Origin of the sequence: Streptomyces sp. (assembly GCF_036524955.1) — a bacterium.
GTDB lineage: Bacteria > Actinomycetota > Actinomycetes > Streptomycetales > Streptomycetaceae > Actinacidiphila.
Genome location: NZ_DATDBG010000012.1, coordinates 35,999 through 48,197, shown reverse-complemented (window position 1 = coordinate 48,197; position 12,199 = coordinate 35,999). Strand labels below are relative to the sequence as shown.

Genomic DNA, 12,199 nt, shown 5'->3' with positions numbered 1-12,199 from the left:
CGGCGAAGGACGGCTGCCCCGAGGTGTCGGCGCCCCCGCCGGGTCCCTTCCACGGGTGGACCCGCCCCCCGCGCGACCGAGCTCAGCCCCACGCACGGAGTCCGGCAGCGCTCTGCCGACCGGCAGCCCATGCGAAAGCCCCGGGTCCCTCCGTCGACACGGAGGGACCCGGGGCCTCACGCGCCAGCGCTACCGGGCCGCTGCCCGGGCCTCCCGGCGGTTCGTCCAGAAGGTGTTGACCCGGCGGGTCGTCGCGAAGCACGGAATGATCGCCGCCGCGGAGCACTGCAACGCGCACCCCGCCTGGAGCAGTTCGTGGCCGCCGGGGACGTCCAGCGCCCACGCGGCGAGGCAGCCCATACTGACCAGGGTCCAGCAGAAGGTGATCAGGGCGAGCCGGCCGCGCGGCTTGGGGTACTCGACGCGGCTGACCATGAGCCACGCGATGCCCACGATCGCCGCCACGGTGGGTACGAACGGCAGCTCCAGCAGGACCACGGAGACCACGGTCATCGCCCCGAAGGGGCTGGGCATGCCCTGGAAGACCCCGTCCCGCAGTGTCGTGCAGGAGAACCGGGCGAGCCGCAGGACGACGGCGAGTACGACGAGGACCGCGGTCAGCGCCGCCACCCTGCTGTGCGCGTCCTCCGAGACGATGCCCCAGACGATCACGAAGTACGCGGGTGCCAGTCCGAAGCTGATCAGGTCGGAGAGGTTGTCCAGCTCCGCGCCCATCGCCGAGCTGCGCAGCTTGCGGGCGACGAGCCCGTCGAAGAGGTCGAAGACCGAGGCCATCAGCATCAGTGTGACCGCGTTCGCCGCGCTGTGCTTGGACATCCCGCCGTCGCCGGTACCCATCAGGTGCGGGACCAGGACGCCGGTGGTGGTGAAGTACACGGCCATGAAGCCGCAGATCGCGTTGCCGAGGGTGAGCGCGTCGGCGATGGACAGCCGGGTGGACAGCGGGAGGTCGGCGACCTCGTCCTCCAGTTCGGTCACCCAGGAGGTCGAGGTCGACTTCGCGTCCGGATCAACCACGGTCAAGGCGTGTCACCCCTGCCGTGGTGTTCTGCCCGACCTCGACGGCGGGCTCGATGCCGGCCGGGAGGTAGACGTCGACACGGGAGCCGAACCGGATCAGACCGATCCGGTCACCCTGCTCGACCTTGCAGCCGCGCGGCACGTACGGCACGATCCGCCGGGCGACGGCCCCGGCGATCTGCACCACCTCGATGTCACCGAGCTCGGTGTCGAAGTGCCACACCACCCGCTCGTTGTTCTCGCTCTCCTTGTTGAACGCCGGTACGTATCCGCCGGGGATGTGCTCGACGGAGGTGACTGTGCCCGCGAGCGGGGCACGGTTCACGTGGACGTTCAGCGGGCTCATGAAGATCGCGACGCGGGTGCGTCCGTCCTTCCAGGGCATGATGCTCTGCACCACACCGTCGGCCGGGCTGATCACGCGGCCGTCGGTGATCTCCCGCTCGGGGTCGCGGAAGAACCACAGCATGCCCGCCGCGAGGGCGGTGGCGGGCACGGCCACGGTCGCCCAGCGCCCGGAACGGCGGGCTCGGACGAGGCTGACCGCCGCGGTGGCCACGGTCGGGAGGAGCCACGGCGACGCTCCGCGCGCGAGGCGGACCTGGCCGCGTGGTGCAGAGGAATGGCTGTGGGGCATGGAAGACCTTCGTAGCGGAGGGTGCCGCGAATTGCTTCGGGGGACGGCGGCTTTACTCGATGGTATCGGCTGACACGGGCAACTGGGCAAGCTCAAGGGCGAGTCGATGGCTGGTTCCGGCGCCTTTGGCGATCGCAAACTGTGATCTCCGTCTCGCCCTGATCGCCTCATAGTAGGACATTCATCCCTGGATTTTGTATTCCTCCAGCAGTCGGCGCCCGATGATCATTTTCTGGATCTCGGCGGTCCCCTCACCGATCAGCAGCATCGGCGCCTCCCGGTAGAGCCGTTCGATCTCGTACTCCTTGGAGAAGCCGTAGCCGCCGTGAATGCGGAAGGCGTCCTCCACGACCTCCTTGCAGTACTCGGCGGCCAGGTATTTCGCCATACCCGCCTCAAGGTCGTTGCGCTGCCCCGAGTCCTTCTTGCGGGCCGCGTTGACCATCATCTGGTGCGCGGCCTCCACCTTGGTGGCCATCTCGGCCAGCTTGAACTGGATCGCCTGGTGCTGAGCGATCGGCTTGCCGAAGGTGTGCCTGGCCTGCGCGTACGCGATGCCCAGCTCGAACGCCCGGCGGGCCACCCCGCAGCCGCGCGCGGCCACGTTGACCCGGCCGACCTCGACGCCGTCCATCATCTGGTAGAAACCGCGACCGCTCTGCCCGCCGAGCACACGGTCGGCCGGGACCCGCACATCCTCGAGGACCAGCTCGGTGGTGTCGACGCCCTTGTAGCCCATCTTCTCGATCTTGCCGGGCACGGTGAGCCCGGGGACCTTCTCGTTGGGCCCGAAGCCGGGCTCCTTCTCGATCAGGAAGGTCGTCATCGACCTGTGGGCCGGCGCGTCCGCCGGCTGCCCCTCGTCGGTCCGGCAGAGCACCGCGACCAGGTTGGCGGTGCCGCCGTTGGTCAGCCACATCTTCTGGCCGTTGAGCACGTACGCGTCCCCGTCCCGTACGCCCCTGGTACGGATCGCCGAGACGTCCGAGCCCAGGCCCGGTTCCGACATGGAGAAGGCGCCGCGGATCTCGCCGGTGGCCATCCGTGGCAGGAAGTAGTCCTTCTGCTCCTGCGTGCCGTGCTGCATGAGCATGTACGCGACGATGAAATGGGTGTTGATGATGCCCGACACGCTCATCCAGCCGCGGGCGATCTCCTCGACGGTGAGCGCGTAGGTGAGCAGCGACTCGCCGAGACCGCCGTACTCCTCGGGGATCATCAGGCCGAAGATGCCGAGGTCCTTCAGGCCCGCGACGATCTCCGTGGGGTACTCGTCACGGTGTTCCAGACCGGTGGCGACCGGCAGGATCTCCTTGTCCACGAAGGTTCGGACGGTGGCCAGGATCTCCTGCTGGACGTCGGTCAGACCGTCGGTCTGCGCGAGGCGGTTGGCCATGTCACTTCCCTCCCCGCGGGTCGGCGGTCGGCTCCGGGCGGCCGGGCTGCTGTCCGCCGGCCTGGCGGCCGGGAGGCGCCCCCACCCCGTGCTCCTTGACGTACAGGGCGGTGGGGACCATCACCTTGCGGCGGAAGACGCAGACCAGGGTGCCGTCCTGCTTGTGGCCCCGGGTCTCGACGTGCACGATGCCGCGGTCGTCCTTGGACTTCGACGGCCACTTGTCCAGGACGGTGGTCTCGCCGTAGACCGTGTCGCCGTGGAAGGTCGGCGCCACGTGCCGCAGCGACTCGATCTCCAGGTTGGCGATCGCCTTGCCCGACACATCGGGCACCGACATGCCGAGCAGCAGCGAGTAGATGTAGTTGCCCACCACCACGTTCCGCCCGAACTCGGTGCTCTGCTCCGCGTAGTGGGCGTCCAGGTGGAGCGGGTGGTGGTTCATGGTGAGGAGGCAGAAGAGGTGGTCGTCGTACTCGGTGATGGTCTTCCCGGGCCAGTGCTTGTAGATCGCACCGATCTCGAACTCCTCGTAGGTGCGCCCGAACTGCACAGTCATACCTCCAGCTTGTTCGCGAGCCGGATCTCGTCCACGATCCGGCCGATGATCCCGGTGATACCGAAGTCCTTGGGCGTGAAGACCGCCGCCACGCCCGCGGCGCGCAACTCCCTGGCGTCGGCCGCCGGAATGATGCCGCCGACCACCACCGGAACGTCCTCCACCCCGGCCTCGCGCAGCCGTTCCAGTACGTCGGGCACCAGCGCGGCGTGCGAGCCCGACAGGATCGACAGGCCCACGCAGTGCACGTCCTCGGCGACCGCCGCGGACACGATCTGCTCGGGCGTCAGCCTGATCCCCTGGTAGACCACCTCGAAACCCGCGTCGCGGGCCCGTACGGCTATCTGCTCGGCGCCGTTGGAGTGCCCGTCCAGACCGGGCTTGCCGACCAGCAGCCGCAGCCGGCCGCCGCCCAGCTCGGCCGCGGTGTCCGCGACCTTGCGCCGCACCTCCGCCAGCGGGCTGCCGTCCTCGGCGGCCACCGCGACCGGCGCGCTGCTCACCCCGGTCGGCGCCCGGAACTCCCCGAAGACCTCCCGCAGCGCCCCGGCCCACTCGCCGGTCGTCACACCCGCGCGGGCGCACTCCACGGTCGCCCCCATCAGGTTCCAGGGGCCGGCCGCGGCCGACCGCAGCGCGTCCAGCGCGGCCCGTACCCGCTTCTCCTCACGCGCCGCCCGCCACTCGCGCAGCGCGGCCACCACCCGCGCCTCGTTCCGCGGATCGACCGTCATGACCGCGGTGTCCAGGTCGGCGGTGAGCGGATTGGGCTCGGTGCCCTGGTGGACGTTGACCCCGACGATCTGCTCCTCGCCGGACTCGATCCTGGCCCGCCGCCGGGCGTGCGAGGAGACGAGCTGCGACTTCAGGTAGCCGGACTCGACGGCCGCCATCGCGCCCCCCAGTTCCTGGATGTGCGCGATCTCCGCGGTGGCCGCCTCGACCAGCTCGGCCACCTTGGCCTCGACGACGTGGCTGCCGGCGAAGAGGTCCTCGTACTCCAGCAGGTCGCTCTCGTGCGCCAGCACCTGCTGGATGCGCAGACTCCACTGCTGGTCCCACGGCCGGGGCAGGCCCAGCGCCTCGTTCCATGCCGGGAGCTGCACCGCGCGGGCGCGGGCGTCCTTGGACAGGGTGACGGCCAGCATCTCCAGCACGATCCGCTGGACGTTGTTCTCCGGCTGCGCCTCGGTCAGGCCGAGCGAGTTGACCTGCACGCCGTACCGGAAGCGGCGGTGCCTGGGGTCCTCGATGCCGTACCGCTCGCGGGTGAGGGTGTCCCAGATCCGGCCGAAGGCGCGCATCTTGCACATCTCCTCGACGAACCGCACCCCGGCGTTGACGAAGAACGAGATCCGCCCGACCACCTCGCCCCTGCGGTCCCGCGCCACCTGCCCGGAGGCGAACACCGCGTCCAGCACGGCGATCGCGGTGGACATCGCGTACGCGATCTCCTGTACGGGCGTGGCCCCGGCCTCCTGCAGGTGGTAGCTGCAGATGTTGATCGGGTTCCACTTGGGGATGCTGTTGACCGTGTACGCGATCACGTCCGTGGTCAGCCGCAGCGAGGGGCTCGGCGGGAAGACGTGCGTACCCCGCGACAGGTACTCCTTGACGATGTCGTTCTGCGTCGTGCCCTGGAGCGCGGTGATGTCCACGCCCTGCTCCTCGGCGACCACCTGGTAGAGCGCCAGCAGCCACATGGCGGTGGCGTTGATGGTCATCGAGGTGTTCATGCGCTCCAGCGGGATGTCCTTCAGCAGCCGCCGCATGTCGCCGAGGTGTGCGATCGGCACCCCGACCCGGCCCACCTCGCCGCGGGCCAGGACGTGGTCCGGGTCGTAGCCGGTCTGCGTCGGCAGGTCGAAGGCGACCGACAGACCCGTCTGGCCCTTGTCGAGGTTGCGCCGGTACAGCTCGTTGGACGCCTCCGCGGTCGAGTGCCCGGCGTAGGTCCGCATCAGCCACGGACTGTCTTTTCGGCCTTCTCGGCGTGCCTTCGCCTCCGGCGGAGGACCGTCGACACCGGCTCGGAGCTCAGTCTCGTTCCGCTCGCTCATCAGGCGTCCCGGAATCGGTTGATCGCCGGCAGGTGCTTCTCGCGCAGCACGGGATCGGTCACGCCCATGCCCTCCTCGGGGGCCAGCGCGAGGACGCCGACCTTGCCCTGGTGGAGATTGCGGTGCACGTCGTACGCCGCCTGGCCGGTCGCCTCCAGCCGGTAGGTGCGGGACAGGGTGGGGTGGATGCGGCCCTTGGCGACCAGCCGGTTGGCCTCCCACGCCTCGCGGTAGTTGGCGAAGTGCGAGCCGACGATGCGCTTCAGGCTCATCCACAGGTACCGGTTGTCGTACTCGTGGGTGAAGCCGGAGGTGGAGGCGCAGGTGACGATCGTGCCGCCCTTGCGGGTGACGTAGACCGAGGCGCCGAAGGTCTCGCGGCCCGGGTGCTCGAAGACGATGTCCACGTCCTCGCCGCCGGTCAGTTCGCGGATGCGGGCGCCGAACCGCTTCCACTCGCGCGGGTTCTGGGTGTGCTCGTCCTGCCAGAACCGGAAGCCCTCCGCGGTGCGGTCGATGATCGCCTCGGCGCCCATCCGGCGGCAGACCTCCGCTTTCTGCGGGCTGGACACCACGCAGATCGGGGTGGCGCCGCCGGCCAGCGCGAACTGCGTGGCGTACGAGCCGAGTCCGCCGCTGGCACCCCAGATGAGCACGTTGTCGCCCTGCTTCATGGCAGCGCCGTTGCGGGAGACCAACTGCCGGTAGGCGGTGGAGTTGACCAGGCCGGGAGCGGCGGCCTCCTCCCAGGTGAGGTGCTCCGGCTTGGGCATCAACTGGTTGGACTTCACCAGGGCGATCTCGGCGAGGCCGCCGAAGTTGGTCTCGAAGCCCCAGATGCGCTGCTCGGGGTCGAGCATCGTGTCGTTGTGGCCGTCGGCGGACTCCAGTTCCACGCTCAGGCAGTGCGCGACGACGCGGTCGCCGGGGTGCCACTTGTTCACCCCCGGGCCGGTGCGCAGCACCACGCCCGCCAGGTCGGAGCCGATGATGTGGTACGGCAGGTCGTGCCGCTTGCCCAGCGGCGACAGGCGGCCGTAGCGCTCCAGGAAGGCGAAGGTGGGGACCGGCTCGAAGATCGACGTCCACACCGAGTTGTAGTTGACCGAGCTGGCCATCACGGCGACGAGGGCTTCGCCGGGGCCGAGCTCGGGCAGCGGCACGTCGTCCAGGTGCAGCGAGGTACGCGGGTCCTTGTCGCGGCCGGCGAGGCCGGCGAACATCTCCGCCTCGTCCTTGTGGACGGTGACGGCGCGGTACGACTCGGGCAGCTTCAGGCCCGCGAAGTCGGCCTGCGAGCTGTCCGGCGCCTGGATCGTGTCCAGGATTTCCTTCATGTGACTCGTCATGGGACTCGCCTCCGGCGAAGCGTTCGTGCGGTAACGCGTGGTGCGGTAACGCATGCGGGAACGCGGGGGTCGGATGGGATGGGTGCCGGCGTCGGTTCGGCGAAGGTCGAGTGGATCGAGTGGTACGGGTGGCTCGGACGGGCCTGGGACGGGCCCTGCCGCTGAACGTACTGTCACGGTATGACACCCCGTGCCACTCGTAAAGACACTGCGTGCCAACAATTCCTCTCAAGTGTCACCCCGTGGGCACACATGAGCAACAGCAGGGGGGTCGACGAGAACAGCGCCCCGTCCGGGGGTCCGGAGGGGCGCTGTCGCCGGTGGTTCCGGCGGGGTGTGTCGGTGTCGTGCGGAAGCGGGGTACGGGAGCGCTCAGGCCCGCCGCAGCGCCTCCTCGATGCTGCGCATGATCTCGGCGGGGGAGGCGTCGGTCCTGGCCACCGCGACCACCACCTCGCCCCGGCGCGACACCGTCGCCGAATTCCCCGTCGCGGCGCGCGAGGGTATCCGGCCCGCGCCGATCCCCGTGCCGAAGGTGGCCTTGATGACCTCGAAGGCGTGGTCGAGTTGCGTCTCCACGTCGCCCTGGCCGCCGGCCCGCAGCCAGCGCCGCAGCACGTGGTTGTGGGCCGCCACCACCGCGGAGGCGGCGACCTCCGCGAGCAGCGGGTCGTCGTCGCCGTCCCGGTGTGCGCCCTCGTCGAAGTGGCCCAGCAGATAGCGGGTGAACAGCCGCTCGTACCGGGCCACCGAGGCGATCTCCCGCTCCCGCAGCGTCGGCACCTCGCGGGTCAGCCGGTACCGCTCGACGGACACCTCGGGCATGTAGGCGTACATCCGCAGCACCTCGGTGATGCCGCGGCACACCGTGTCCAGCGGGTGCTCGTGCGGGTCGGCCGAGTCCAGCACGGCCTGCACGCGTACCAGGGTGTCGTCGTGGTCGGGGAAGATCGCCTCTTCCTTGGAGCGGAAGTGCCGGAAGAAGGTGCGCCGGGCGACGCCGGCGGTGGCCGCGATCTCGTCGACGGTCGTGGCTTCGTACCCCTGCGTGGCGAACAGGTGCATCGCTGCCGACGCGAGGTCCTGCCGTACCCGGTGGCGCTGGGCGGCGGCGCGGCGGCCGTTCGCGGTCTCGGGGACGTCGGACTTCACGGACTGGGACATGTGGGGAACGTAACATGCCGGAGTGCCCCGTCCGGCCGCCGGCGGGAAATCACCCCAGCTCACCGGACGGGAAGTTCGCCCCCGCCCGGCCCGCCCGGCCCTGCCCCACCTGCCGCCCGACGGCTCAGCCGCGGGCATACTCGCGGAAGCCGCGGCCGGTCTTGCGGCCCAGGCACCCCGCGGACACCAGGTGTTCCAGCAGCGGCGCGGGCGCCAGGCCCGGGTCGCGGAACTCCTCGTGCAGCACCTGCTCGATCGCCAGCGAGACGTCGAGGCCCACCACGTCCAGCAGTTCGAACGGGCCCATCGGATAGCCGCCGCCGAGCTTCATGGCCGCGTCGATCGCGTCCACGCTCGCGTAGTGGTCCTGCACCATCTTCACCGCGTTGTTCAGGTACGGGAAGAGCAGCGCGTTGACGATGAAGCCGGCCCGGTCGCCGCAGTCCACCGCGTGCTTGCCGAGGGTGCCGCACACCTGGCGCACGGTGGCGTGCGTGTCGTCCGCGGTCAGCACCGTACGCACCACCTCGACCAGCTTCATCGCGGGCGCCGGGTTGAAGAAGTGCATGCCGACCACGTCCTGCGGGCGGTCGGTGGCCCGGGCGATCGCCACCACCGGCAACGACGAGGTGGTGGTGGCCAGCACCGCGCCCGGCTTGCACACCTTGTCGAACATCCGGAAGAGCTGCTGTTTGACGAAAAGGTCCTCGGTGACCGCCTCGACGACCAGATCGGCGTCCGCGAAGGAGTCGTACGAGGCGGCCGGTGTCACCCGGGCCAGCGCCTCGTCGCGCTGCTCCCGGGTCAGCCGCCCCTTGGCCACCGAGCGGTCCAGGGACGTGGTGAGCCGCGCCACCGCCTGCCCGGCCTTCTCCGGGGTGCGGGCGGCCAGCGCCACGTCGAAACCGGCCTTCGCGAACACCTCGGCGATGCCGGTGGCCATCGTGCCGGAACCGGCCACACCCACCGTGCGCACCACGCGCCCGGAGACCCGCGCGTGCCGGTCGGCCGGGGTCTCCGCGTCCGCCACCACCACGGCGCTCCCCGGCGCCTCGTAGGTGTAGAAACCGCGGCCCGACTTGCGGCCGAGCAGACCGGCGGCGGTGAGCTGCCGGAGCACCGGCGACGGCGCGTGCAGGCGGTCGCGGGTGGCCTCGTACATCGCGTCGAGGACGGTGGTGGCGGTGTCCACACCGATCAGGTCGAGCAGCGCCAGCGGGCCCATCGGCAGCCCGCAGCCGAACCGCATCGCGGCGTCGATGTCCTCGCGGGTGGCGTACCTGGCCTCGTACATCGCGGCGGCCTGGTTGAGGTAGCCGAACAGCAGCCCGTCGGCGATGAAACCCGGCCGGTCGCCGACCGGGACCGGCTCCTTGCCGAGGCTGCGCACCAGCTCGGTGACCGACTGCGTGGTCTCCGGCGAGGTCAGCACCGTGGAGACCACCTCGACCAGCTTCATGGCCGGCGCGGGCGTGAAGAAGTGCAGGCCGAGCACGCGGTCCGGGCGGGTGGTCTCGGCCGCCAGCCGGGTCACCGACAGCGCGTTGGTACCGGTGGCCAGGACCGCGGAGGGCTTCGCGATCCGGTCCAGCGCGACGAGGACGTCCCGCTTGGTGTCGTAGCGCTCGTCCACCACCTCGATGACGAGGTCCGCGTCGGCGGCGGCCTGGAGCTCGGGGAAGGTGCGGAACCGGGCCAGCGCGTCCGTGCGTTCGGCCGGGGAGATCCGGCCGCGCTCCACGGCCCGGGCGGTGGAACGCTCCAGCACCGCCACCGCGCGGCTCGCGGTGGCGTCGCTGAGGTCGATGCCGATCACCTCGTGCCCGGCCCGGGTCATGACCTCGGCGATGCCGGTGCCCATGGTGCCCAGGCCCACGACGGCGATGACGGACGGCAGGTTGGCGGCGGGGGCGGCGCCCGGTGACGTGGCGGCCGGTCGCGCGGCGGCCTGCGGGGAGCCGGCCGGGACGGCGAGGGCGGGGGACGGTGAGGACGTGAACGGACGGTCCATCGCATGACTCCAGACGCTGAGGAGACCGCGGGCGTGCCGAAACGCGCGCACGGCTGAGGAGTTGGTGGAGTCGCGGCCGGCGTGCGCCAAGGGTGCGCAGCGCGCCCGCGCGAAGTGTGGACGGCCCTGTCCCGGGGCCGCACCGCGATGTTGCCGAACCGACGTGGGTGGTACGGGTCGCGCGGTGGCCGCGTCACCGGGCCGCCGCGCGCCTTCTTTGAGATTAACCGGCTGGTAACTTCTCCGCCAGCCCTGTGTGCATGTGACGTGGACTGCCTACAGATGAGCGCTGCAGGGCGAGTTGTGCGGAGAGTACCGGGGTGGTTCCGCTGTGCATCCGTGGCTGCGGCGCGCCTCCTGGAGGTCGCGCCCGTACCGCACCTCGCGCAGCGCCACCCCGTCGTAGTCGTCCGTCGTCTCCGCCCCGTCCGGTGTGAAGCCGGCCCGGGTGTAGAAGCGCCGGGCCCCCGTGTTGTCGGCGAGCACCCACAACAGCAGGCGCCGCCAGCCGAGTACGGGTCCGTGCTCGACCACCGCGCGGGTGAGCGCGCGGCCGATCCCGGTGCCGATCAGGTCGGACCGGACGTAGAGGGCGTACAACTCCCCGGCGCCCGGCGGCACATCGCCCTGTTCGGCGCGGTACGGCCCGAACGCCGCCCAGCCCACCACCGTCTCCCCGCGCACCGCGACCAGGTTGTGCACCCGTCCCGCGGCCTTGGCCAGGAACTCCCGGCGCCTGCTCGCGTCCTCGGCCACGTCCATCGCGTCGAGAGTGCTCTGCGGCACGATCCCGGTGTACGCCGACTGCCAGCCCCGTACCCGGATCGCGGACACGGCCTCCACATCGGCCTCGGTCATCGCCCGGATCTGCGTCATGGGCCGACCTTGGAGCAGTCACATCAGCGTGAGCTGAGTGTTTTCCGGCGGGGTGGGCGAGGGGGCGGCGGCCTGGGGCGTCCGCGGTTCGGCGGGCCGGCGTGCCTCCCCGTGGCGCGCCGGCCCGCACCCGAACTCCGCCGCGAACCCGTGTACGTGGCGGGTGACCCGCCGCTGGTACCAGGTGGGCGCGTACGAACCGCCGGCGTACAGCGCCTCGTAGCGCCGTACCAGATGCGGGTGGTGGCGGGCGAGCCACGCCATGTACCACTCGCGCGCCCCGGGCCGCAGATGCAGCACCAGCGGGGTGATCGACCTGGCGCCGGCCGCGGCGATGGCCCGTACCGTCGCCCGCAACTGCTCCGGCGAGTCGCTGAGGAAGGGCAGGACGGGCGCCATCAGGACGGCCGACGGGACGCCGTTCCCGCTGAGGGCGCGGCAGACCGCCAGACGTGTCCGGGGGGACGGTGTGCCCGGCTCCACGCTGCGCCACAGCTCGCTGTCGAGAAAGCCGACGGACAGCGCGACGGACACCTCGGTGACGCTCGCGGCCTGCCGGATCAGTTCGAGATCGCGCAGGATCAGCGAGCCCTTGGTGAGGATCGAGAACGGATTCGCGCGGTCGCGCAGTGCGGTGAGGATGCCGGGCATGAGCTGGTACCGGCCCTCGGCCCGCTGGTAGCAGTCCACGTTGGTGCCCATCGCGACATGCTCGCCCTGCCACCGCGGCGAGGCCAGCTCGCGGCGCAGCAGCTCCGGCGCGTTGACCTTCACCACGATCTGCGTGTCGAAGTCGTGGCCGGTGTCGAGGTCCAGATAGCTGTGCGTCTTGCGGGCGAAGCAGTAGACGCACGCGTGGCCGCACCCCCGGTAGGGGTTGACGGTCCACTCGAAGGGCATCCGGGAGGCGCCCGGCACCTTGTTGAGGATCGACCGGGCCCGTATCTCGTGGAAGGTGATGCCGCGGAAGCCAGGTGTGTCGAAGGTACGCGTGGTCACCGCGTCCGTACCGAAGAGCGCTCCCGCGGAGCCGTCGCGGCCCAGCCGGTCCCAGCGCATGGTGCCCTCCTTCGTTCGTTCCCGTCCTCCACAATAGAACACAGATT

The 12,199-nt window shown here is 70.7% G+C and carries 9 protein-coding genes and 1 pseudogene; all 10 read right to left on the bottom strand.

Translation table 11 applies throughout. The features are described 5' to 3' along the window. Positions 1-189: 189 nt before the first annotated feature. The 10 genes and pseudogenes from pssA to VIW71_RS00990 all read right to left on the bottom strand — a co-directional run bounded on the left by pssA (position 190) and on the right by VIW71_RS00990 (position 12,152). Complete coding sequence (gene pssA, locus VIW71_RS01035; RefSeq protein WP_331619867.1) at positions 190-1,044, bottom strand: CDP-diacylglycerol--serine O-phosphatidyltransferase; 855 nt, start codon at positions 1,042-1,044, stop codon at positions 190-192. Further along, the gene (locus VIW71_RS01030) at positions 1,031-1,678 is read right to left on the bottom strand and encodes a phosphatidylserine decarboxylase (RefSeq protein WP_331619866.1); all 648 of its coding nucleotides are present in this window, start codon (positions 1,676-1,678) and stop codon (positions 1,031-1,033) included. Before VIW71_RS01030 ends, pssA begins: the two co-directional genes overlap by 14 nt. A gap of 181 nt (positions 1,679-1,859) precedes the next feature. Continuing rightward, positions 1,860-3,074: an acyl-CoA dehydrogenase family protein gene (locus VIW71_RS01025; protein WP_331619865.1), complete on the bottom strand. Its 1,215-nt coding sequence runs from the start codon at positions 3,072-3,074 to the stop codon at positions 1,860-1,862. A gap of 1 nt (position 3,075) precedes the next feature. Continuing rightward, the gene (locus VIW71_RS01020; protein WP_331619886.1) at positions 3,076-3,627 is read right to left on the bottom strand and encodes a MaoC family dehydratase; all 552 of its coding nucleotides are present in this window, start codon (positions 3,625-3,627) and stop codon (positions 3,076-3,078) included. Positions 3,628-3,629: 2 nt separating this feature from the next. Next, positions 3,630-5,621, bottom strand: a pseudogene (locus VIW71_RS01015) (protein meaA); the annotation flags it as partial. A 71-nt stretch (positions 5,622-5,692) separates the two neighbouring features. Then, positions 5,693-7,030: a crotonyl-CoA carboxylase/reductase gene (gene ccrA, locus VIW71_RS01010; RefSeq protein ID WP_331619885.1), complete on the bottom strand. Its 1,338-nt coding sequence runs from the start codon at positions 7,028-7,030 to the stop codon at positions 5,693-5,695. Positions 7,031-7,414: 384 nt separating this feature from the next. Beyond that, the gene (locus VIW71_RS01005) at positions 7,415-8,206 is read right to left on the bottom strand and encodes a TetR family transcriptional regulator (RefSeq protein WP_331619864.1); all 792 of its coding nucleotides are present in this window, start codon (positions 8,204-8,206) and stop codon (positions 7,415-7,417) included. A 124-nt stretch (positions 8,207-8,330) separates the two neighbouring features. Further along, positions 8,331-10,217, bottom strand: coding sequence for a 3-hydroxyacyl-CoA dehydrogenase family protein (locus VIW71_RS01000; protein WP_331619863.1), 1,887 nt, complete (start codon positions 10,215-10,217; stop codon positions 8,331-8,333). A 276-nt stretch (positions 10,218-10,493) separates the two neighbouring features. Continuing rightward, positions 10,494-11,093 carry a GNAT family N-acetyltransferase gene (locus tag VIW71_RS00995; RefSeq protein WP_331619861.1) on the bottom strand — a complete coding sequence of 200 codons (600 nt, stop codon included), beginning with the start codon at positions 11,091-11,093 and terminating at the stop codon, positions 10,494-10,496. Positions 11,094-11,111: 18 nt separating this feature from the next. Beyond that, positions 11,112-12,152, bottom strand: coding sequence for an Rv2578c family radical SAM protein (locus VIW71_RS00990; protein ID WP_331619860.1), 1,041 nt, complete (start codon positions 12,150-12,152; stop codon positions 11,112-11,114). Between the last annotated feature and the right edge of the window lie 47 nt (positions 12,153-12,199).

Bases quoted from the DNA above. Each gene is read 5' to 3' on its own strand.
- VIW71_RS00995 (WP_331619861.1), bottom strand. From the start codon at position 11,093: ATGACGCAGATCCGGGCGATGACCGAGGCCGATGTGGAGGCCGTGTCC.
- VIW71_RS01030 (WP_331619866.1), bottom strand. From the start codon at position 1,678: ATGCCCCACAGCCATTCCTCTGCACCACGCGGCCAGGTCCGCCTCGCG.
- VIW71_RS01000 (WP_331619863.1), bottom strand. From the start codon at position 10,217: ATGGACCGTCCGTTCACGTCCTCACCGTCCCCCGCCCTCGCCGTCCCG.
- VIW71_RS01025 (WP_331619865.1), bottom strand. From the start codon at position 3,074: ATGGCCAACCGCCTCGCGCAGACCGACGGTCTGACCGACGTCCAGCAG.
- VIW71_RS01005 (WP_331619864.1), bottom strand. From the start codon at position 8,206: ATGTCCCAGTCCGTGAAGTCCGACGTCCCCGAGACCGCGAACGGCCGC.
- ccrA (WP_331619885.1), bottom strand. From the start codon at position 7,030: ATGAAGGAAATCCTGGACACGATCCAGGCGCCGGACAGCTCGCAGGCC.
- VIW71_RS00990 (WP_331619860.1), bottom strand. From the start codon at position 12,152: ATGCGCTGGGACCGGCTGGGCCGCGACGGCTCCGCGGGAGCGCTCTTC.